This window comes from Enterococcus sp. B2E4 (assembly GCF_030499455.1).
GTDB classification, from domain to species: Bacteria; Bacillota; Bacilli; order Lactobacillales; family Enterococcaceae; genus Enterococcus_D; species Enterococcus_D casseliflavus.
Map to the genome: position 1 here is coordinate 541,326 of NZ_JAUKPK010000001.1, position 23,501 is coordinate 564,826.

The 23,501-nt window shown below is 45.5% G+C and carries 17 protein-coding genes and 1 other annotated feature (1 of these 18 only partly in view); of the genes, 5 read left to right on the forward strand and 12 right to left on the reverse strand.

Annotation, left to right across the window (positions count from 1 at the left end; translation table 11 throughout):
* Positions 1–204, forward strand: a binding site (T-box leader); it begins 28 nt to the left of the window's first position.
* A 49-nt stretch (positions 205–253) separates the two neighbouring features.
* A complete protein-coding gene (locus tag Q1X33_RS02620; protein ID WP_301969523.1) occupies positions 254–1,093 on the forward strand; it encodes a MetQ/NlpA family ABC transporter substrate-binding protein in 840 nt (279 codons plus the stop codon).
* Positions 1,094–1,228: 135 nt separating this feature from the next.
* On the forward strand, positions 1,229–2,140 hold the full coding sequence (locus Q1X33_RS02625; RefSeq protein WP_060791749.1) for a LysR family transcriptional regulator: 912 nt from the start codon (positions 1,229–1,231) through the stop codon (positions 2,138–2,140).
* A gap of 137 nt (positions 2,141–2,277) precedes the next feature.
* Here Q1X33_RS02625 and Q1X33_RS02630 read toward each other — a convergent pair whose 3' ends face one another.
* The 11 genes from Q1X33_RS02630 to fdrA form a co-directional block, all read right to left on the reverse strand.
* Positions 2,278–4,026 carry an ABC transporter ATP-binding protein gene (locus Q1X33_RS02630; protein WP_060791748.1) on the reverse strand — a complete coding sequence of 583 codons (1,749 nt, stop codon included), beginning with the start codon at positions 4,024–4,026 and terminating at the stop codon, positions 2,278–2,280.
* Positions 4,010–5,764 (reverse strand): ABC transporter ATP-binding protein, encoded by a 1,755-nt coding sequence (locus tag Q1X33_RS02635; RefSeq protein ID WP_301969524.1) that lies wholly within the window; start codon positions 5,762–5,764, stop codon positions 4,010–4,012. Before Q1X33_RS02635 ends, Q1X33_RS02630 begins: the two co-directional genes overlap by 17 nt.
* Before the next feature lie 462 nt (positions 5,765–6,226).
* On the reverse strand, positions 6,227–7,870 hold the full coding sequence (locus Q1X33_RS02640) for a peptide ABC transporter substrate-binding protein (RefSeq protein ID WP_010747688.1): 1,644 nt from the start codon (positions 7,868–7,870) through the stop codon (positions 6,227–6,229).
* Between the two features lie 28 nt (positions 7,871–7,898).
* Entirely contained in the window at positions 7,899–8,609 is a 711-nt protein-coding gene (locus Q1X33_RS02645; protein ID WP_010747687.1) for a gamma-glutamyl-gamma-aminobutyrate hydrolase family protein, read from the reverse strand.
* Between the two features lie 293 nt (positions 8,610–8,902).
* Positions 8,903–9,385 carry a single-stranded DNA-binding protein gene (ssb, locus tag Q1X33_RS02650; RefSeq protein ID WP_034695396.1) on the reverse strand — a complete coding sequence of 161 codons (483 nt, stop codon included), beginning with the start codon at positions 9,383–9,385 and terminating at the stop codon, positions 8,903–8,905.
* Between the two features lie 228 nt (positions 9,386–9,613).
* Complete coding sequence (gene allD / locus Q1X33_RS02655; protein WP_010747684.1) at positions 9,614–10,675, reverse strand: ureidoglycolate dehydrogenase; 1,062 nt, start codon at positions 10,673–10,675, stop codon at positions 9,614–9,616.
* A gap of 48 nt (positions 10,676–10,723) precedes the next feature.
* Positions 10,724–11,941, reverse strand: coding sequence for a dicarboxylate/amino acid:cation symporter (locus Q1X33_RS02660; RefSeq protein WP_010747683.1), 1,218 nt, complete (start codon positions 11,939–11,941; stop codon positions 10,724–10,726).
* Between the two features lie 13 nt (positions 11,942–11,954).
* Positions 11,955–12,887 carry a carbamate kinase gene (gene arcC / locus Q1X33_RS02665; RefSeq protein WP_008379201.1) on the reverse strand — a complete coding sequence of 311 codons (933 nt, stop codon included), beginning with the start codon at positions 12,885–12,887 and terminating at the stop codon, positions 11,955–11,957.
* On the reverse strand, positions 12,884–14,134 hold the full coding sequence (locus Q1X33_RS02670; protein ID WP_301969525.1) for an MFS transporter: 1,251 nt from the start codon (positions 14,132–14,134) through the stop codon (positions 12,884–12,886). Before Q1X33_RS02670 ends, arcC begins: the two co-directional genes overlap by 4 nt.
* 15 nt (positions 14,135–14,149) lie before the next feature.
* Positions 14,150–14,968 carry a DUF2877 domain-containing protein gene (locus Q1X33_RS02675; protein ID WP_228077377.1) on the reverse strand — a complete coding sequence of 273 codons (819 nt, stop codon included), beginning with the start codon at positions 14,966–14,968 and terminating at the stop codon, positions 14,150–14,152.
* A complete protein-coding gene (gene fdrA, locus Q1X33_RS02680) occupies positions 14,961–17,969 on the reverse strand; it encodes a DUF1116 domain-containing protein (RefSeq protein WP_301969526.1) in 3,009 nt (1,002 codons plus the stop codon). The genes Q1X33_RS02675 and fdrA overlap by 8 nt, the downstream gene beginning before the upstream one ends.
* Before the next feature lie 116 nt (positions 17,970–18,085).
* On the opposite strand from fdrA, the gene Q1X33_RS02685 reads away from it, so the two are divergent.
* The 3 genes from Q1X33_RS02685 to Q1X33_RS02695 all read left to right on the forward strand — a co-directional run bounded on the left by Q1X33_RS02685 (position 18,086) and on the right by Q1X33_RS02695 (position 21,806).
* Complete coding sequence (locus tag Q1X33_RS02685; RefSeq protein WP_005225373.1) at positions 18,086–19,663, forward strand: PucR family transcriptional regulator; 1,578 nt, start codon at positions 18,086–18,088, stop codon at positions 19,661–19,663.
* On the forward strand, positions 19,660–20,457 hold the full coding sequence (locus Q1X33_RS02690) for an alpha/beta hydrolase (RefSeq protein ID WP_121262033.1): 798 nt from the start codon (positions 19,660–19,662) through the stop codon (positions 20,455–20,457). Before Q1X33_RS02685 ends, Q1X33_RS02690 begins: the two co-directional genes overlap by 4 nt.
* Before the next feature lie 203 nt (positions 20,458–20,660).
* Positions 20,661–21,806 (forward strand): cation:proton antiporter, encoded by a 1,146-nt coding sequence (locus Q1X33_RS02695; RefSeq protein ID WP_060791741.1) that lies wholly within the window; start codon positions 20,661–20,663, stop codon positions 21,804–21,806.
* Positions 21,807–21,962: 156 nt separating this feature from the next.
* Here Q1X33_RS02695 and abc-f read toward each other — a convergent pair whose 3' ends face one another.
* Positions 21,963–23,432, reverse strand: a complete 1,470-nt coding sequence (gene abc-f, locus Q1X33_RS02700) for a ribosomal protection-like ABC-F family protein (protein WP_301969527.1) — start codon at positions 23,430–23,432, stop codon at positions 21,963–21,965.
* Between the last annotated feature and the right edge of the window lie 69 nt (positions 23,433–23,501).

The following is a 23,501-nucleotide window of genomic DNA, read 5'->3' on the forward strand; positions in this document are numbered from 1 at the left end:
CCCCCCTTTCTTTCAAGAGAGCTCGGAACTGGTGGAAACGAGTAAGGAAGACGATCCGAAGATGACCTTTGAGCATTCGTGGACGAACAATCCCCGACGGAGAAAGCCCGATAGCGCAATGCAGTTTATTTGATGAACTGACTGAGGTTTTTTGTTTCAACAAAAAACAAATGAAGGTGGTACCGCGAAATGATCGTCCTTCCCAAAGAATTGTCTTTGGGAAGGTTTTTTTTATAAAAAAGGAGGAAGAGGTATGAAACGAAGGATTCGATTAGGTATGGGCATTGGTCTGTTGTCCTTGGTCTTATTTACGGGCTGTGGCAACCAAGAAGAAGTGACCGGAAATGCCGAAGAACAGCAGACAGAAATCAGAGTTGGTACGACACCAGGACCTTACAGCGAGCTGTTTCTTCAGGGAATCAAACCGATTTTAGAAGAAGCTGGCTATACCGTGACCGATATTGGCTTTACTGGGGTGTTGGAAGTAGACATTGCACTGAACGATGGCGAAATCGACTTAAACGTGGATCAGCATACCGCCTATTTAGAGAACTTTAATGAAAACACGGGTGCCGATTTGGTGGGTATCACACCGATCCCTACCGTTCCAGCTGGCTTGTATCCTGGCAGAAAGGACAATTTAGCAGCGATTGAAGCAAACGATACCATCGGGATTCCCAATGATCCGTCAAACAGCGCCCGTGCCCTGTTGCTGCTGCAAAAAGCTGGCTGGATCGAACTTGACCCCGAAGTGGCGCCCATTGACGCGACGTTAAGAACCATTACTGACAATCCTTATAACCTGGATATCGTCGAGATGGATTCTGCGCAAATCCCCCGCAGCTTAGCAGACTTAGACTATGCGGTGATTCCCGGCAGCATCGTTTATAGTGCTGGAATTGCTGCAGAGGAAAGCTTATTAAGTGAAGACATTTTGCAAGAGTATGAACTGGTGGCAACGGTCAAAGAAGCCAACCAAGACAGTGATTGGGCACAGGCAGTGGTGGCAGCATATCGTTCTGAAGCCTTTAAAGAACTGCTGGCAGAAGAGAATCAAACGGGCTATTGGTTTATTCCTGAAGAATTGCAATAACCGCTTCACAAGTAGCAATAAGCAGCAACTGTCGTCTTATTTTTTAAGAAGCTTCTATTATAGAAGGAAAAGAACTGACTACTATTGATTGGTGAACCCTTTTTCCGTCTGAATCTTTGTAAAGGAGGTCAAAAATTGAATATTCAACAAATGCGGATCGTGCAAGCGATCGCTGACCATGGAAGTTTTCGTGAAGCAGCCAAACGGCTGTATCTCTCACAGCCAAGTCTTTCCCAAGCCGTGAAAGAGTTGGAAGCAGAATTGGAGGTCCAGCTTTTCGAGCGTACGAATCAAGGTGCCCGCTTGACTGCCGAAGGCTCGGAATTTCTAGACCATGCCCAGCCGATCTTGAGTCAAGTGGCGCAGCTGCAAACGCGTTATTCCAGCAAGCAAGCAGCGAGTCAAACCTTCGCCATCGCAAGCCAGCACTATGATTTCACGGCTGGAATTTTCAGTGAACTGCTACAGGAATTTCCCAACTGCCGCCAGTTTCGCCTATTAGAAACCACGACCTTAAAGGTGATCACGGACGTGCAGCAATATCGAAGTGAATTTGGGGTTCTTTATTTGAATGAGCAAAACCAAGCAGGATTGGAACGACTGTTACAAGGCGCCCAATTGTCCTTCGAAGCGTTGGGACGGTTTCGCCCCCATGTCTTTTTACGAGCGACTCATCCCTTGACAGAAAAAAAGCAGCTTTCCTTAAAGGATCTTGCGCCTTATCCGCAAGTACGCTTTTTGCAAGAAGATGAACGCTATTCGTTCTTTTCCGAGGATTTGATCGACTTTGCTCAAAGCCCTCAAGTGGTGCATGTCAGCGATCGAGGCACAATGGTCCAGCTATTACAGCAGACGGATCTTTATGGAACCGGCTCGGGGATCGTTGCCCAACCAGAACGCCAAGGCTTGGCTTTTCTTCCTTTGATCGACGCGTCCGAGGGTGAGATCATCCTCATTAAAAAGAACGATCGCCCATTATCAGTGATCGGCGAGCGTTTCTTAACAAAATTACGACAACACCTTGCCGCTTTTCCTACTGATATATAAGCGAAGGCCTCCTCTTCCTACTCCCCATAGATGATTGGCTGCACCTTCGCATTATATAAAAAATCCTTGAGCCACTTCCCATGCAGGAGGCTCAAGGATTTTCTTTTACGGTTACTGTTGTCGGCAATCACCGCTGATTACAGCTGCTCTGCCTGCATTTGATACATTTGCTGATAGATTCCTTGCCCTTGGACAAGACTCGCATGGGTTCCCCGTTCCACGATCTTCCCTTGGTCTAGGACCAAGATTTGATCGGCTTGTTTGATCGTTGACAAACGGTGAGCGATCATGAAGGTCGTCCGTCCTTTTTGCAAGACGGTCATCGCCTTTTGAATGATGGACTCTGTTTCAGTGTCCACATGGCTCGTCGCTTCATCCAGAATCAAGATTTTTGGATCAAACACCAGCGCACGGGCGAAACTGATCAGCTGGCGTTCTCCACTAGAAAACTCATTGCCTTTTTCAACGACTGGATGATGGATGCCTTTTTCGTAGCGGCTCAAAAGGTAGTCAGCGCCGACTTGCTTCAAGGCATCGATAATCATCGCTTCGGTGATCGTTGGATCGTTCATCCCGATGTTGCTGGCGATCGTTCCAGTAAATAGATAGGGATCTTGCATGACGATCGCCATTGAATCTCTTAAACTATGACGATCATAATCAGCGATCACTTGTCCATCCACAACGATTTTTCCCTGCTGCGGATCATAAAAACGGAACAACAGGTTCAAAATACTCGATTTTCCAGAACCAGTATGACCAACTAAAGCAATGGTCTCTCCTGCGGCAACGTCAAAGTTGATATCGTGCAAGATCGCTTGCTCAGGGTCGTAGCCAAAGGTCACTTGTTGGAAAGAAACATCGCCATTCGTAACAGTCAGCTGCTCACTTTGTTGTTTTTCAACCGGCTGATCAGCAAACTCAAAGACCCGCTGTCCAGCAGCTAATGATTGCTGCACATTGGTGATGGTTTGGACAAGCCCTTCGATGGGATCATACAGGCGGTTGATGTAATCAATAAAGGCATACAGCAAGCCTGCTGAGATCGCCAAGCGACCATCAAGGAAAAAGGCGGCCAAGGTCGTGATCAAAATCAAGATCGTTGAATTTCGCAACAAGTTGCCTAATCCCCAAGCGATACTTGAATCGAGCAAGAGGTATTTACGTCCAGTTTTGAACCATTTCTCTACTGTTTCATTAAATTCTTTCTGCAACTGATTTTCTCGTTGGAAGGCTTGGATGATCGCCATTCCTTGGACAAATTCATTCAACTGCCCACTGATTTGTGAGATGTATTCCCGCATTGCTAAATTGTAACGGGAGGCATATTTGGTATAAAAATGCTGCCAGATTCCTAAAATCGGGATCAAAATCAGCATCGCTGCTCCTAAGGTGCGGTTCAAAAGAAACAATGCAATAAACGCCCCAATGATTTGGATGATGTTGCTTAACAAATTACTGATCACGATCACGTAGAAATTCGACCGCAAGACTTCAGTGTCATTCGTGATTCGTGCGACGACTTTACCTGCTGGGATCTGGTCAAAGTAAGAAACCGGTAATTTGTGCATATGGTCAAAAAGTTGATCCCGCATTTTTTTGACGATACTGTTGGACATTTTTCGCAATTGCAGCAAGCTGATATAACGAAAGAGGGAACCAATCAAATTGACCAGCAAATACCCAGCGAGTAATTGGATCAAAAGCATCGTGTCTAAATTGCTACTGTTAACCGCCGGTGTCATCACTCGGTCGATCAGCTGCTTGGCAATCAGTGGGGAAGTCAGTTCGAGCGCTGCAGCCAGCAACAGCAAGATCGCACCCACGATAAATTGTTTTTTATAATAGCTCAAATACGTGAGCAAACGTTTAATCGTTGAGAACACTCGTATCGTCCTCCTTTAACTGTTGATGATAATACTGCTCTTGGTACCAGCCTGGCGTTTCGATCAACTCCTGATGGGTACCACGTTGTGTGATCCGACCGTCTTCTAAGACGATGATTTGATCCGCTTCGGTGATGGCGGACAATCGATGGGTCACGATGATGGAGGTCGGTGCCTGCTTCATCGTTTTCAAATTCGTGATGATGGCTTGTTCCGTTTTGGCATCAACTGCCGAAAGGGCATCATCCAGTAAGAGGACTTCACTGTTTCGTAAAAACGCCCGTGCTAAGGACAAGCGTTGTTTTTGTCCACCAGAAAGGGAAACTCCTTTCTCACCGACGACCGTTTCGAGCCCTTCTGGCATCCGCTTGATGTCTTCGCTAAAGCAAGCAGCTTCCAGTGCTTCCCACAATACTTCTTCGGAAGCGTCTGGTTGCCCGAATAACAAGTTCTCGCGAATCGTTCGTGAAAACAAGGTATGTTCTTGCGGTACTTCTGCAAAGTGGTTGCGCACTGCTGTTGTTTGATAGGCCGTCAACGGCTGCTCGTTGATCAAGGGGACTTGATCAGAGTATGGATAGCGGTGACCGAATTGTCTTAGCAGCGTCGTTTTTCCGCTGCCGGTCTTCCCAACGATCCCTAAGACTTCTCCACGAGTGATCGTCAAATCCAGTCCTTCTAACACATAACGAGCTGCTTGCGGGTATTGGAAATGGTATGCTTCAAAACGGATCGTATTGATGGCTTGCAGGTCGGCTTCGCCTGGCGTTTCTAATTCATCCCCCGTCTGCAGCACTTCATTGATCCGACGCCAGGATGCGGCACCTTGCTGCATCACATTCACAAGATCTCCTGCTGAGATCATCGGCCAAACGACCATAGTCAAGTACACTTGGAAAGAGACCATCGCACCGATGGTGATCGTTTGGTTGGCAACAAGAAACGCCCCCACACCAAAGCTCATCACGAAACTGATCGCTAAGATGATGGTAATCAGCGGCCCAAAACGGGAATCGATCTCAGAAACGATATTGTTTTTCGCTCGTGTTTCCAGTGTTTTCTTTTGAAACTGTTCCGTGGTGGCTCCTTCTAGTCCATAAGCTCGGACGACCCGAATGCCATCAATGATCTCCAGCACTTCACTGTTCATCTCAGAAACAGAATTCTGCGCTTCCGTAAACGCCTTATCGACTTGCGAGCCCCATTTGAAAATGTAATAGACTAAAAGCGGCATTGGAATCAAGGCAATCAAGGTCAGTAGCCAAGAAACCGTCCCAGCCATCATCGCTACGATAAAACTTAGATACAAACTAGTATTTAAGAAAACCATCAGTCCATACCCAATGGTCATCCCCATCACTTGGACATCGTCACTGGAACGAGTCATTAAATCACCTGTTCGGAAACGATGGTAAAACGGCGCCCCCATTTTGAGAAAGTGGCTCATCAATTGTTCCCGTAATTGTTTTTGCAGATCGTAGGAACCAATAAATAAATTAAACGTCCAAACAAATTCCGCCAAATATCCTAACAAGATAGCTCCCGCGAAGAGGCTCACATATTGGATCAGTACGGAGTAATCAAAATTATCTTGAATCAACGCATCGATGAACAAGCGCAGAATATAGATCGGTGCGACATACATCGCACTAGCGATCACCATAAAGACGAATACAAAGGTATAGCGCACCTTATGTTCTTTAAAATACGTTGTTAATTGTTTTAATACATACTTCATGTTTTATCCCTCACATTCTAAAAAAGTACACAAAAAAGCTCTGTCCCTTCGGAAAAAGGACAGAGCATAAACGTCGTTATTATAGACATTATCTGTACACTAATGGTTACCGAATGAGGGATTCACTTTATTCAATTTGGTTGTTTTTTTATCAAATACTTTTTGCATCGTAATCCCTCCTTCTCTTTTTATTTTTGCTGACTACACCTAACACTTTACAGATAAGTTTCTGAGAATGCAACAATTTTTATTAATTTTTTTTCAAAAAGATTGACTTTTCTAAAAAGGCGTTTCTCAATTTCTCGTTTTTTACAACTATTTTTTGAAAACGAATTCTCGGTTTATCCTAAGCGTTGCAAGGAATTTGGCAAAATAAAAAAACAGATGCCCCTCACTTCAACAAGCGTTGTTTGGTCAGCACACTTGGTTGAAAAAAAGTTCCTCTGTTTTCTTACTTCCTGTTTATTCTGAGACAGATGCTAGGCGATAGGATACTGTTCGTCCAAAAGGAAACACTTGCACTCCTTGCAAACGATCTGTTTTCAAATACGCTACCGCTCCTTGATATAACGGCAAGACGGCTGTATCTTCAACGATCAATTGTTTCTCGAGTTCTTTCAATAAGTCCCAACGGGCAACTGGATCGTTTGCTAAAGTCGTCCGTGCTTCTTGTAACCCTTGGTCGTACCTTTCACTAGCATACCCAGAGGTATTCAAGCCACCTGTCGAATCATAAAATTCTAAGAAGTTGATCGGGTCCGCGTAATCTGGTGTCCAAGTCCCGAAGACGAGATCAAATTCACCTTGGGATTGCAAGTCCAAGCGGTTTTGTAAAGGAATCGACTTGGCATCGATGGTTAATCCAGGCAAATTGGTTTCTAACTGTCCTTGGACAAATTCGATGGTTTTCTTGGCTGCTGCTGTATCTGCTGACAACAGTTCCAAAGTGATCTCGTCTTGTCCCAACTCTTCTTTGGCTTGTGCCCAAAGCGCTTGTGCGGCTGTTAGATCATACGGCAGTAAATCGCCATTTTCTTCACGAAAATCTTGGTCTGTTTCAGGATCTTTGGCAAAGTTGCTTGGCACAAAGCCGTTTAATGCAGTGGACCCATCACCTAAGATATTTTCAGCAAATGCCTCTTTGTCAATAGCTTGTAAAATCGCCTGACGTACCTTGACATTGCCTGTGACTTCTCGTTTTTGGTTGGCACTTAAATACCCCACCAGCGCCTTTGGCACATAGTTGGCTTGAGCTGAGTTTTGGTATTGCTGTGCGTACGTATCCGTTAAGGTGGTGTAGTCCAGTTCTCCTGTTTCAAAAAGGCTGACACCAGTTGCCGTTTCCTTCACTACTTGCACGTCGATCTTGGTCAATTGGACATTCTCAGCATCCCAATAATCAGGATTTTTCGTTAACGTCCATGATTCATTGGTTCCGTTCCACCCTTCGATCAAGAATGGGCCGTTGCCAACAAAATTTTCCGCTGATAACCCATAATCGGCACCTTTTTCTTCAGCAAACGCTTGGTTTTTTGGCATAAAAGGTGTCCCGACCAGAATCTGATCCAAATACGAGATTGGACTTGCCAATGTCAGCTCTAACGTCTGCTGGTCCAATGCTTTGGCACCTAACTCACTGACCTCAGCATCTCCTTGACGTACTTGACTGCCATTTTTCAACACATCCATTTGATTGCTGCTGCTAGAACCGTTCTCTGGATTGGCAACATATTGAAAGGCGTAGACAAAATCATCCGCTGTAACAGGATCGCCATTGCTCCATGTTGCATCACGAATGGTGAAGGTATAAACCAGTCCATCTTCTGATACCGTAGGCTCTTCAGCGGCCATCGCAAGCTCAGGATCCCCCTCTTGATCCAGACGGTATAACCCTTCTGCCACTTGTCCGATCATATCGGAACTGTTGACATCCGTGTATTGCCCGCTATCAAGGGTCGATAAGGCGCCCGCGGTTGACACTTGAATCTCTTGCGCAACAGCGCCTTGCTCCTCTTGCTGTCCAGAATCCGTCGTGGGACTCGTGGTACTGCAGGCACTTAAAACCAATACTGTGAAAGCAGTGATACCAATCATTTTCTTTTTCATTTTTCTCCTCCTTGCGTGACCCTCTTTCTTACAACACATCAACGACATACTTGAAAACCGCTTGTTCTTGTAAAAGCGCATCATAGGCAAAGTCTGGATGCCATTGAACCGCCAACAAGCGCTGATCCACGTGTTCAATGCCTTCAATGATGCCATCAGGACTCCAAGCTGTCTTTTGCAATGGACGAGCCAATCGATCCACCGCTTGATGATGAAAGGAATTGACCTTTGTTTTTTGACCGTATACACGAGCCAACATGCTTTTTTCAGCCGTCGCGATGGCATGGGTCGGCACTTCTTTCGGAATCGGCGCCTGCATATGAATGATCTCACTGAAGGTACTGATGTCTTGCTGCAGCGTGCCCCCAAAGGCCACGTTGACCAGCTGCATCCCCCGACAAACCGCAAAAATTGGTTTCTTTTGCAGCAGCGCTTCATCGATCAGCGCCAGTTCAAACTCATCCCGTGCCAAAAAGCCGCTTCCAGTTGCCTGATGGGCCTCCTGCCCATAAAACTTGGGTGAAACATCTTGTCCACCAGCTAACACCAGTTTATCGATCTGTGAAACATAGTCCTTGGCTATAGCTGGTTCACTGATTGGCAAGAGCAATGGCAGTCCGCCCGCTTGCTGGATCGCTCGCACATACCCTAATGGTGTGTAGGCGATCGGCAAATGATGCAGCACATCGCCAGCATCTTGCACTTCATTCGCAGCGATCCCTATAATTGGTTTGCCCATCGACATCCCTCCCTGATTAACGAATTTTTCAGAAAAAAGCGGCATCTAGCAGTTGAACAAGGCAAGCGCCACTTTTTCCCTCAAGATATGTTTCAACTATTCTAAACCAATCGGCACTTTTTGTGAAACACTATTTTCACTTTCGCGATCATTTATTACAATCACCATTCTATTCAACCGCCTCTTTGATTCGCAATAAAGAACACCGCTAGTCAGATATAGTTGAATTTTGCCAATGCTTTCTCTACGTAAAAAAACATGCGAGAAGCCGTGGCTTTCCGCATGTTTCGTCATTAAAATAATCGATTGTCTTTTAAAAACTCCAGCATCTGTGTTTTTAGGGGATCTTTTTCATTGCGGATCGACTTTGTTTGCGTCGTTTCATCAAGTGTCGATGGTCGCTTTTTAGGAAAAGGCGTCGCTGGTTCTTCTGCTAACTCTAAAATTTGAAAGGTATCCACCACCACTTCTGCCGCACAAAATCTTTGCCCTTCTGCTGTTTCATACGGACAGCCTTGCAAGTGTCCGTTGATTTTGATACTTGCTCCTTTTTGAGTATACCGTAAAAAGGTCTCTGCCTGTTTCCCATGAACGACACAAGCAAACCATTCATGATGCACTTCTTCACTGTTTTGCCATTGAGATACAATGACAAGATCAAAACGTACGCCCTGATCGTCCGCCGCATCAAACGCTTCTTTACTAGGCATCGCTGCGATTTTCCCAGTAAGAACCACTTTATTCATTGCCACGCTGCATCCTCGCTTTTCTCTCATTTCTTGAGTGATCTAAACTTATGCGACCTATTCTACCATATTCCAAAAAACAAGCAATCAAAGGGCGAATGGCTTAAGAAATGCTTTGAAAAAAATGAACCAACTCAAAGAATTCGTCTGCTCCTGTCAAAAAGCTGCGATTTTTTGACGGAAAAATTCTCTTTGCTCCACACAGCAAAAAAACAGTTGGTTCAATACCCCTATGAACCAACCGTCTTCTGCAAATCTTTATTTAGCAAAGGAATCTTGACTACCATAGCGATCAAAATGGAGGGTTTCGCTTTCGAGATAATCGATGATCGCTTTGGGGATCAGGACCCCTTCTTGCTGAGCTTTTTCAAAGTGTATTTGGCTGATCTCTCCAGGATAGTAGACTTGTGATTGCCCTTTTACTGGCGAGATTGCATGCAGCTCAGTCACCATCTGATCGACGCTTTGCTTGAAGGTTTCGGTGTCCGTAAAACGAGACGGATCGATCACAAGAAGAAATTGTCCTAAGCGACGTTTTTCCGTCAAATCCGCATACATGGAGGTGACCTGTTTACCAAAAGCCAAGCCCAACATCGAGCCAGCTAAAATATCCACCATCATCATCAAGCCATATCCTTTGGCACCAGCGATTGGCAATAATCCTTGGACTGCATAGGGGTCGGTGGTAGGCAAGCCTTGCTCGTCTACGGCCCAAGTATCGGGGATCTGCTGCTTCTTCGAGCGAGCGTCCAAAATTTTGCCCCACGCTTGAACCGTTGTCGCCATATCAAAAACCACCGGCGGATGATTGGCTCGTGGTGCTGCAAACGCGATTGGATTGGTGCCAAAATAGTTTTCGGTCCCACCAAAAGGCACCGCCATCGGATCCGATTGACACATGGCGATCGCCACTAAGTCGGCTTCAGCAGCCTGTTTGACGTAATACGCCATCGTCCCGCTATGGCTGGTCTGCTCGATTCCTACTGCAGCGATCCCTGCTTCTTTCGCCAGATGAATGGCGATCGCAATCGCTTCGTTGCACACATAATGCCCCATGCCGTTATCTCCGTGAAAAATTCCAGTAGCGGCGCCTGTTTTTTCAAAAGACATGTTTGGTTCTAGCGTGATGCCGCCTTTTACTAAGCGCTCGGCATAGTAGTCCATCCGCACGGCACCATGAGAATGGATCCCGCACGCATCCGCAAAGGTCAAATGCGCCGCTGTTTCACTGGCAGCGGCTTCTGGCAAACCAGCAGCCAAGAGTTTCTTTTTCATCAATGCTTCTAATTCCAGCAGAGATCGTCTGCTCATTTCTTCCATCTTTTCTCCTCCTTAGAAAAAGAGAAGCACGCTTGGCAACGGCTTCTCTTATTGATTAAACACGCGATGATCGAGTTCATCAGCAGACTTAGCGATCAAAAGCGCTGAATAGACGTCTGAGTTCACGTTCAAGATCGTCCGCAGCATACCAACAAACCATTCGACACCAGCAAATAGCGCAATGCTTTCGATTGGTAAACCGAGCTGGGGAACAATGATTGCCAAGGAAACTAACCCCGCTCCGGGAACAACTGCATTGGCTAAAGAAACGAAAGTCGCAGTTACAGCTACCGTCACCATTTGGATCCCGTCAAAGTTGATTTGATACATTTGGGCGATCGTCATGACTGTAATCGCCATATGCATCGCTGACCCATTGCTGTTCAAAGACATCCCTAACGGCAATACCAAATTGGTGATGCGGCTACTGAGTCCTAATTTATTCTGGGATTCTTCCATAGCGATCGGCAGCGTGATGGCAGAGGAGGTTGTCGCCAATGCCATGACCGACATATTTTTCATATTTTTGATCAATCGTAACGGATTGATCCGACAATACACGGTCAACAAGACTAGCCACAGCCCAAGGAACGTGACGGTGGCTAGACCGTAGACGAGCAAATAGCTGCCTAATGGCAAAATGATCTGCAAGCCCAGGGAGCTGATCGTTGAAGCGATCAAAGCAAAAATACCGATTGGTGCCACGATCATCACGTAACGAATGATGGCAATGACGACCTCATTCAGATCCACGATCAGCCCATAAAGAGCTGACTCAGGTTTCTTTTGCACAAAGCGATTGAGGGCAACACCAAAAAATAACCCAAAAACGATGATTTGAATAATTGACCCTTTACTCAACGCATCGAAAATATTCGTGGGAATAAAGTTGATCACTGTCTCTGATATAGAAATTTCTTGTGCTTGCAGAGGTTCGCCGGCAGCTTGTGAAAAGTCGATCCCTTTGCCTGGAGCAAAGAAGAGCGCCATCAGCACGCCCCATGCAGCAGCGAATAAGGAGGAAATCCCAAAGACAGCGATCGTTTTTCCACCCAAACGAGTGAGTTCTTTCGGGGCAATCCCCCCAACTGCTTGAATGATTTGGCCAACGATCAATAATGGGATCGCCATTTGCATCAGACGCAAGAAAAGATCGCCCAAAATTTTTAGGAACGAAGCGGCTTGCCCAAAGAACAAACCGCAAAGAATCCCTAGAAGAACGGCAATAACGATCTGCGTCACCATCGGTAGTTTTTTTGCTTTCACTTTGATCCCCTCTTTATTTTCGAAGTATGGTTCCTGTATGCTGATCCAGTTCAGCTAACTTTTCGATTGAGGTAATAATCGCGGTTCTGGCTGCATCTTCTTCGACAAAATCAATCGCAGCTTCTATTTTTGGCAACATACTACCCGCTGCAAAATGGCCTTCCTCGATGTAGCCCTTGGCTTGTGCCACACTGATTTCCCCTAAGGCTTGCTGATTCGGCTGGTTGTAATTGATGTAGATATTGTCGACACCAGTCAAAATGATCAGGCGATCGGCCTGCACGTCTTTTGCTAAGACACTAGCGGTAAAGTCCTTGTCGTTGACGGCTTCCACGCCAGTAAACCCATTGTCGTTGCGAACGACAGGTACGCCACCACCACCGGCGCAAATCGTGATCACACCAGCATCGACCAATGTTTTGATGGCTTCTTTTTCAACGATTTCTTGCGGTTTCGGGGATGGAACCACTTTCCGGTAACCACGCCCAGCATCTTCTTGATATACCCCGCCATTGGCTGCCATCGCAGCATTGGCTTCCTCTTCACTATAAAAAGGTCCGACTGGTTTGGAAGGTTTCTCAAAGGATGGATCTGCTGGATCGACACGAACTTGGGTGACTAATGAGATCACCGAAGGATGTGCTTGACGTGTGGCAAACTCATTGATCAAGGCATTTTGCAGCCAATAACCGATACTTCCTTGGGTCATCGCCACGCAGCTGTCTAATTTCAATTGGGGATTTTTTTCACTTTCCCCTGCTTTTTGCTGCAACAGTAAGTTGCCGACTTGTGGTCCATTGCCGTGACAAACAATGACTTTTTCCCCTTTTTCGACAAAATCGGCAATATAACGTGCTGCTTGCGCAACAACTGCTTTTTGTCCTTCATCACTAGGGTCTTTATCTAAAATAGCATTGCCGCCTAACGCGATCACATTCAAACTCATTTTATGCTCTCCTTCTGATTTTCCTTTGCTAATACGGCAAAAACACCTAATCCGATCAGCAGTAATAGACAAGACAGGTAAAACCCGACCTGCATCGATCCTAAAGAATCGGCTAAAAAGCCAGTAACATAAGGTGCTAAGATCGACCCCGACATCCCGATAAAATTATAGGCACTCAAGGTCGTTCCTAAGGCGCCTTTTGGTGCGTTTTTCGTCACAAAGGTCACGACGATTGGATCAAGCGCCAGCTTGCCAGTCAATCCATACAAAATCAAAACAGTGATCAATAAGGTACGATCCGTTACAAAGGCAATGGCAAATACGGAAAGGGTCGCCAATGGGACCAATAAATAGACTAATTTTTTCGTTGCGCCTGTTTTATCATTCAATCGAGCAAAAATCAACGCACCTGGAATTGATGCCCATGGGACTAAGGAAGCAATAAAGCCGACACTCGCCCCTTCAAAGCCACGCTCGGCAATCAAGAATTGCGGCAGCCAAGTAATGATCACAAAGTTTGCATAAATGCTGGTAAAGCATAGAACAAAGGCTGCCACGAGATTGCGGTTTGAAAAAATCTGCTTCAAGGAAATCTTTTCTTTCGGCCCTTCTTCTTTTATTTCTTGTCCTTCATCTTCTGGACGAATCACTTTTTCTTTCAAAACAAAATAGAACAAGACACCGGCGATCAAGGTCGGAATTGCCATTAGGAAGAAGGGTTGGCTCCAATGGCCCCCGTTATCCAAGACTAATTTACTAGAAAGCAAGTACCCACCAGACGTTCCAAACGCCATCCCACTGTTGATAATGGCATTTCCGACGGTTCGTTTGTTGTCGGGAATCGCTTCGGTAGACAATGCGTATTGCGGACCGTAATAGGCACCTTGACCAATCCCTGCAATGGCACGAATCACTAAAAACAAAACAAAGCTTGTGGCTAGCCCACTGAAGTACGTAGTCACCGCCAATAAAACAAAGCCTAGAGCGATCACTAATTTGCGACCGATTTTGTCGCCGATGATCCCAAAAGGAATTTGCGCAACGGCATAAGTCAAAAAGAAAATACTATTGGCAAGTCCTAGTTGTGTGTTACTTAAATTGAATTCTTCACCGATCACACCCATGATTGGATTGAAGATCGTCCGTGTGGCGTACATTAAAATCCAGCCGACAAAGAAAATAGCAACGACTTTTTTCCAGTAAGAATTGCTTACTTTGACCGCATCTTTCTGGTTACTGATTTCCATGATTTCTCCCCTTTTCTATTCTTTTTCCTCAAGTGACAATGACTCCAACGCTAACAACAACCCAAAGCTAAGATCTTTGCCTGACGAATGACCGATGGACATCAGCTGCTGCACGTCGTTTTCCAGCACCTGTGGGTTTTTGCTTTTTACGTCTTGGAATAATTGCAGCATTACCGAATTGACATACCCTTGACTGGCACTTTGAATATATGCAAGGCTGACATCCGTCGTAGACAGCGGTTTTGCCAATGCTTGCGCTAACGTTTCGGCTTCTGGCTGCTGCAAGGCATAGAGCATCGCTTGATAGGCAACGAGAAGATCATCGCCGCTAGGTGTCAATCCTTTGCCGCGACCAATCAGGTGGTCAATGATTGGTTCCCAATCTGAGACAGACTGCCGCAATGCCGCAAACACTGCTTGGGTTTTCTCATCTTCTGGCAACCCAATCTTGGTTTCTAGTTCTTGTTGAAGCAGTATTTCTTTCAAAAGCTGCAATTCCGCAGAGGTGAAGGATAACTCCTTCACCTGCAGCGAAACCAATTCTTTCTCCTCTAATGAAAGAGAAAATGTTCCTTTTGTGCTGTAAAAGGTCAGACCATGCTCTCGGACTTGCACGCGATTGCCGACTTCGATCAAAGGTAGGACTTGTTCAAACAATGCATCGGGTAAAAAGACGCCGAAGCCAGTTAAATAGTTGCGATAGTTGTTGATATTGACCAGCTGCTGCCCGATCATCACATTGAATGAACGATCAAACACGCTATGCACCCGACCGGTACGACCGAATCGTTGCAGTGGGTCTAGATAATCACTGATTTTGATTTTCTCAGTCAACTTCGATCCCCAGATCCTTCGCATAAGCCGTCAAGGCATTTTCAAAACAGCCTAACGGTGCACGCACCGTGCCTGCGCCGACTTGACCGACACCTGCTTCTTTATGGGCAATCCCAGTATTAATGATTGGGGTGATGCCTGTTTCAACGACTTTACGGATGTCGATCCCCAAACAAGTCCCTTGGAAGTCCCATGTTGGGATCGAGAAGGTCGGATTATGACCGAAACAGATTTTTGCCATTTCGTTGGAAGTTTCCAGCGCATCTTCAAAGCCACCAGCGCCGACAAAGCGTGTTACCCCTGGTGCGGCTACCATCGCCATTGCTCCGACACCGACGGTTTCAGTAATGGCACTGTCCCCAATATCAGGATTGCCATCTGCTTCGGTAAACCCAGTAAAGTACAAACCTTTCGGCGTATTGACTGGTGCAGTATGCCATTGGTCTTCTGTTTGGGCGACACGAACCCCAAAGTTAACACCGTTTCTCGTCATGGTGGTCACGATCGTTCCTTTGGCATCGACACGGGCACCGTCAACGATGGCTTTCCCGGTTGCCATCATGATATTCAAGAAGAACTGATCGGTATCTGCTAAGAACTTGATCACTTCATATTTTTGCTTTTCATCGATCTCTGTTTGGATGATCAACGGCGCGATCTCTTTCAAAAAGTTCAATGATGCTGCAATATTTCGTTGATGGAATTCATCCCCCATTGTGATCGACCGGGCAATCAATACATTCAAGTTGATGCCTTCTTCTGTTAATTGTAATGCCTTGGCAATGGTTGGTCCTAAGACGTCTTTGATCCAATCCAAACGATCGATGACTTCTTGTGAATAGGCACCAAATCGTAAGACTTTACCGATCCCTTCGTTCAAAATACAGTAGGCTTTGTTGCCGACAAGGCGGTTTTCAACCACAAAGACAGGCATATTCCCAGAAGTGATTCCCCCCATTGGTCCAACTGCCTGGACATGGTGACATGGCATAAAGCGGACTTCCCCACTTTCGAGTAAGCGTCGGGCTTCGTCTTCATCCTTCGCCCAGCGTTCAAACAAGGCAGCGCCGATACAAGACCCTTGCATCGGTCCCGTCATTTCCGACCATTGGATCGGCGGTCCTGCATGCAGCAAGGTTTTCTGGCTTTCGTTTAATTCAGCAATCACTGATTTAGCTGGAACGACATCAATCAAGAATGGTTGGGCATTTTTGATTTTATCCGTCACTGCTTGGTTTTCAGCTGTGATTTTTTCGTCAAATTCTTCTAACGCGTCTAAAATACGGATCATTTTCTTGTTGCCGTTGGCACGAGGACGCCAGTTAAATTGTTCTGTTTTCCCGCCATATTGCAGGATCGATTCATTGAAGCTTTGCAAGCCAACATTGATGATCTGTGGTTTGGTGGTCAACAGCTCCATCACTTTCTCGCTAACTGTCGGCACCTCAACTTTGCTACCAGTATAATCATTGACCGCTTTGTCTGCTTCAGAAAGAGTCGCCCCTTTTAAGGCGAGGGCTAATTGCACTGCTTGAGCATTGCTTGGTGCCACATAGACGCCAGTTGCTTTCAAACGGTTGACTGCTTCTTGATAGTTTTGCGGATCTTTTTCAGTTCCGCAGACGGTAGCAACAAAGTATAGCGCGCGATCAGCTGCTTGGGCTGTTTGCTGTGCAGCTTCGATGGCTGGTAACAGTGCACCTACCATATCTGCATGTGCGCCGTAACCTAACACCACATCAAATAAAATGACCCCGGTTTGCTCATCTTGCGCATAGTCTTCGATTTTTTTGATGCGCACTTCAGGATCGATCATTGGGTGCGGTTTGCCTTGGGTATAGATATCATCACCAAGGTCGATCACATCATAGCCGTGGGAATGCAAGATATAGCCTTCTTGTTTTACAAGGCCTTCTAGATTCAAGGCTTCGGAGATCAGCATTCCTGCTTCGGCAGCTAATGTACCGCCAGAATAAAGACCTTTGACCACTTTGTCTTCAGCGAGTTTGGGCACATCTGGGGTTGCCACGCGTTCAAAATAGTTCGCTTTGACGGGTTCTTCATTGGCAAGATCAACAGCGATGCGCGCTGTTTCTTCCAGAGTATGTGCCAAATAGACTTTTCCTTCATGGGCTTCTGGTTTTTCTCCTAAGAAAATCGCTACCACTGGTTTGCTGATACTTTGCAGCAATTGAACGACTTCATCCCGCACTTCTTTTGCAGGTGGTTTCGAGATCACGCAAATCACATCTGTCGGTTCATGATTTTCTAAAGCAACGATGGCATCTTTGACAGTGATCGCCCCAACTTTGTCGCTTAAGTCACGTCCGCCGGTCCCGATGGCATGAACGACACCACCGCCTAATCGGTCAATGATCGTCGTCACTTCTTGAATCCCCGTACCAGAGGCACCAACGACGCCGATATTTCCTGGTGCCACGACATTCGTGAAGGCAATCGGAATGCTGGAAATAATACCGGTCCCACAGTCAGGCCCCATCATCAATAAACCTTTTTCATGAGCCAGCTTTTTCAAACGAACTTCATCTTCGATAGCAACATTGTCCGTAAACGAGAAAACATGCAAGTCATTTTTCAAGGCTTTTTCCATCTCGGCTGCGCCATATTCCCCAGGAATACTAAATAATGCAACATTGGCATCTGGCATTGCGCTCAAGGCTTCTTGCCATGAAGCCGCCGCTGGCGTTTCTTTGCCTTGATCTTTTGCTGAAAGATCAGCTAAAAATGAATCGATCGCTGGCATTACTTGATCCATGATCTGTTCGTTTTGGCTATCGACTACGATCATCATATCGTTGGGTGAAGCACCTTCAGCCTCTTCAGAAAGCAAGCCAGTGTTATTTAATATGTCTTTGTTTGCATCCGTCCCCATCATGATTTGACTCATTTCGACATCGCCTAGATCATTGATCGTATTCGTCAGCAGCATTAAGTTAATGGAATCTTGGTAGTTATTCTTTAAGATTACTGTGTGCAGCATTTGTTCTCCTCCTTTTCTTATACTCTCATTCTAACGATCCTTGTTTGCGTTTTCATTGGATAAAGTTCTAAAAAAATGCTATACTTTTTATCCAAAAGAGAAAAAAGGAGCATTTTATGAAATTAAAAGAATTGGTTGAACTGCCGCTTTTTGAAAAAAGTAAAGTACTGACTGGCTCCATTGGTTTAACAAATTCCGTTGGTTCCGTCATGGTGCTGGAAGCGATGGACATTGAGAAGTGGAGCAAAGCCCATCAATTGATTTTGACTTCTTTTTATGCCTTCAAAGACCAATCCCCTGAGGAACTGCGTGTTTTTTTTGAAAAAATGCAGCAAATCGGTGTCAGCGGTTTAGTGATCAAAGTGGATCGCTTGATCCCTATGATCCCAGATTGGGTGATTGAGCTTAGCTTTGCTTATCAGATCCCTTTGATCAAAGTGCAGCAAGAAGTCAGCTATGAAGCCATCATGCTAGCGGTTTACGAACCATTGCTGAATCACCAAACCCAGCTGCTGCGTACCTATTACGAAGTTCGCCAGCGCTTCATGAAAGTTGAGCGCAACCACTCTTCTTTCGATCAGATCATGCAGGAGTTCTATCAATTGATCGAAAAGCCTTGTTCGTTGCGCATCCCCCATTTAGATGTGCATGTGTCCGTCGGTCAATCCTTTAAGAATTTCGTGGTGACCAAACAAGAACCCATGAAAACCATCGAGTTTACCAAGAACCACTACGAATATTTGGAATTATTTTCTCATGAGAACAATCAATATGTGACTGCCATAAAAGTAGAGATCATCAATCCTTACAATGATCTGTGTACCTTGATCGTTTATCAGAAAGATTCGCAGATCCCTGAGGCAAAAGTCATGATCATTGAAAATGTGATCGACGTCATTTATGAACGCCTCCAAATGGAGTATTTGTTGAAGAAAGAACGCTACAATCGCATGAACAATCTTGCCGATGCAATCTTACAAAACACTCCTAGTAATTTGGCTGAGCTGGATCTTTTGTTAGAAGAAGCGCAACTGGATCGCTACGATTTCTACCAAGGCATTGCCTTTGCTTCCAACAGCTTCAAAGATAAGGAGCGTAAGTCCGTCGTTTTGCACAAGCTACGGGCGTTGAAAACACCCCACGTCTTTTTTGAACACCACAATTATTTGGTGATCCTCTATAATTTCCAATCGATCGCCCATCAGGTGACGAAACAGATGCTGCAGACACATTTTGATGATGCCCTGTTAGCCGATGAACATGGCTGCTTGGTGGTCAGCGAAGTCTTGCGCAAGGAACAGATCAAAGAGATCCTGCCAGAGTGTTTGGATGCGATCCGCTTCAATCGGCAGTTTTATTTGGCGCCGATCATTGCCTATAGCGACTTAGGTATCTTTAGTTCCTTTATCAAGGAGAACCAACTGGAAAAGCTGCAGCAAAGCATTCCCCCCAAGCTGTATCAACTCTCGGAAGAAAATGAAGAGCTGTTCAAAACGCTGTATACCTTTTTTATCACGAATCGCAATTACAAAAATACGGCTGAAACCTTGTTTCTTCATGCCAAAACGATTCGTTATCGGCTAAGCAAAATCGAACAGCTACTAGAGATCGATCTGACAAGTCCGATCCAATTAGTCAATTACGAGATCGGCACCTATTTATTAGAGCTTCAGAAAAGGAGTCAAGCAAAATGAAAAAAGAATGGCAATTGACCACCGGTGCTTCGGTGTCCCTTTATCCTGCTTCGGAGAAATACGTGATTTACTTTCACGGCGGCGGTTTTGTTTATGGGACCCGTCAAGACATTCCCGCATCACTGATCGCACTATTTCAAGAGCAGCAATACAGCGTCCTCACAGTCGATTATTTACTGGCGCCCAATTCCTCGTTAGCGGAGATTTTGGCGCTGAACTGGCAAAATTTTCAAGAATTGCAAGCAACTGTGCTTAAAGATAACCCGTTTTGTTTGTGCGGACGCTCAGCTGGCGGTTATTTGATGCTGGCGCTGACCCAGCAATTACTGAAGGAACAACAGAGATTGCCTGAAAAACTGGTCAATTTTTATGGGTATACCGATCTTTCTTTTATTGAAAACAAACGAGTCTTGCAGCAGCCGCTCTTAAGCAAAGAGCAAGTCCCTTCTTTGGATCAAACCGAGATCGTTTGGGATGATCCGCAGTTTCAGCGCTATTTGCCTTATGTTTATTGGGTTCAACAGCAAGAACTCACCACGATCTATGGTCTAACAGCTGAAGCTCTTTCTGACTATGCCATTGATCCTGAGCTGCTTGCTCAATTTCCTCCAATTTTCAGCAGTGCCAGCAGTACCGATGAGGAAGTTCCTTTTCGTTACAGCAAAGGCTTGAAGAAAGTGCCTAAAAGCAAATTTGTCCCTGTCTATGATTTGCCCCACGACTTTTTGAAAAACGTCGAGGAGCCGCAAGTCCAAATGGTGTTTCAGCAGCTCGCCCGTTGGCTCAAACAATAATTTGATACAAGTAAAGTGAAAATAATGTTTTTTTATTTCGACGAGTACACAGAAAAACTCTGATTGCCTTCGCTTCCTCCTTATCTCAAAAAACGTGCGGTTTAATGAAACTCTTTTAATAAAAAAGGCTTGATACAGGCTCAATTCAAGAGAGAATGCTATACTAAAGGGGAGTATGTTATAGGAAAGAAGGATGAGGTTTTATGCATTTTGTCGGGATTTTGTGTTTGATCCTAATCACGACGACCCTCTTCTCGCATCTGGCGAGGCGGATGGGCGTTCCTGCTGTTATCGGGCAGTTGTTAGCAGGGGTTTTATTAGGAGGCGCAGGACTCAATTGGGTCCATCCAGATATTCTGGTTCATGATTTTTCAGAGATTGGTGTTATTTTGCTGATGTTTTTAGCGGGACTGGAAAGTGATATTTCTTTATTGAAACGCTATTTTCGTCCTGGGATGCTCGTTGCCCTTTTGGGGATCGTGTTCCCAATGCTCTTCGGGTATGCCACGGGGGTCGGTTTTCAAAGCAGTCCCACAGAAGCGTTCTTTTTCGGGATCGTATTAGCTGCCACCTCAGTCAGTATTTCTGTCGAAGTATTGAAAGAGTTGAATGTGGTGAATACGAAAGAAGGGTCGACGATTCTTGGTGCTTCCGTCGTGGATGATATTTTGGTCGTGTTGGTTTTGAGTCTTAGCCTTTCCTTTTTAGGCGGCGAAAGCAGCCAAGCAACACCACTGCCGGTCACCTTATTGGTAGAATTGATTTATTTTGTGTTGATTTTTCTATTAGTGAAATGGATCGCTCCGTTCTTATTGGCACTTGCAGAAAAGCTATTTGCAAATTCCGCGGTGATCATCATGTCACTGATCATCTGCTTAGGAATGGCGTATCTTGCTGACCTCGTTGGGTTAAGCTCTGTCATTGGTGCCTTCTTCGCAGGGATCGCTGTCAGTCAAACGAAGGTTCGTGAGGAAGTGGAACACAGTGTCGAAGCATTAGGTTACGCCGTCTTCATTCCGGTGTTCTTTGTCAGCGTTGGCTTAGAAGTTGATTTTTCCCGCTTAAATGAGCAATTATTCTTTATTCTTGCCTTTACCGTGGTCGCGATCTTGACCAAACTGGTCGGCGGCTATGTCGGGGCGAAAATCGCGAAATTCTCGAACAACAGTGCTTGGATGGTGGGAGCTGGAATGATTTCCCGAGGTGAAATGGCATTGATCATTTTGCAGATTGGTCAACAAAACCAATTGATTTCGTCCGCATTGTATTCCCCTTTGGTGATCGTTGTCTTGTTGAGTACCTTGATCTCTCCCCTGATCTTAAAATACTTTACGAAAAAGATTTATTAAGCGATGTAGCAACAGCTAGGCGATACCGATGATTGCGAAAAAAACAGCACGGGTTTTGTAGTGACCGCTCAACGGCCGATTGTTGATCGAACGTTGGGCGGTCGCTTCCTTTCCCGCGCTGTTTTTCTTTATACAGGTATAAAAGCGACAATGCTGCTAGTTACTGGAAACCAATGTTAATTTTCCATGATCGATTTGATACACATCATCCGCGACGGCATCGATAAACGCTTGATCGTGAGATGTGAACAAAACCATGCCTCGATAGCTGCGAATCAATTGTTCCAAGACGGTGATTGTCGGCAGATCAATAAAGTTCGTCGGTTCATCAAGTATCAAAACATTGGCAGGTTGAGTAAAGATGCGTGCGAGCTCGACCCGTGTCGCTTCTCCGCCGCTTAGCACATTGACTGGCTTCATCACGTCAATCTGGCTAAATCCCAGATTGTGTAAAATACTGCGGACCAGTGGTTCCTGATAGTCTGTTTGAGCCATCAATTCCGTCAAAAGCGGTGTGGTGCTGTTTTTTCGATAGCCCATTTGCTCGTAGACCGCAAAGACGATTTTCGGTGATACATAGATTCCCTCTCCGCCTGCGATGATTTCTTTTAGTAAAGTCGACTTTCCCGAACCGTTCGGACCCACGATAGCGATTTTCTTCCCGGCAGCAAACTGGAAACTGCTGCTGTCTAGCAAACGTTTCGCCCCTCTTTGAATGGTTACTTGCTCCCCACGAATCGGTCGTTTATTATGCAGCTCCACTGCAGGGACTACTGGAAAACGAATCACCTGCTGCCGGGCGACGCCCTTCACTTCTTCCAACTGATCCAAGCGGCTTTCCATGGCTTTGACTGTTTTTTGCAATGACTTTTGCACCGTGTCTTTTTGTTTTGATGACGACAAACGGTCTGGTCGGATGTTCTGCTGTCGCTTTTTTTCAGAAATGCGACTACTCTTGATCGCTTGTTCTTTTTTCTTTTGGATTGCTTGGGTCAACTGCTGTTTTTGTTGCTGATACTGCGCAGCCTCCCAGGCAATACGCTGTGCCGCTTGCTCTTTTTGCTGTCGGTAACTGTCATAATTGCCAGCATACTCGGTGACTTTTCCTTGATCGACTTCCCAGATTTTCGTTGCCAGCTGATTCAATAGATACCGATCATGACTGACCACGATCAGGGTGCCATAATAATACTGCAATTCCTCAATCAAGACTTGAATTCCTTGCTGGTCCAAATGGGTCGTTGGCTCATCGAGCAAAAGTCCTAACTGATAGGAAGATAACGTTTGTGCCAACCGGTATTTGGTCTCCTCCCCGCCGCTTAGTGTCGCCAATTCATTTGTTGGGATCGAAAAACGACCGAACAGCGCCCAGTCAAGGGCCTCCGTCTTTTCAGTCACCTCAGCGATTTGCGGGAAATAGTGAAACGAATTTTCTTTTTGGATCGTTCCTGAATCAGGATCGACGACTCCCGCAATCAATTTCAGCAAGGTAGACTTGCCTTGCCCGTTTGCTCCCACGATCCCGATACGATCCGTTTGATAGGTGCTCAGTTCTTCAATGTTCAGTACTTCTTTGGACCCATAATTTTTGATTAGATTGTTTATTTTTACACTTAATTGTTCCATCAGTCTGTCCTTCCCGTCTAGGAAAACGCAAGCACAAAAAAAGGGCATAGCCTACCGCTATACCCTGAT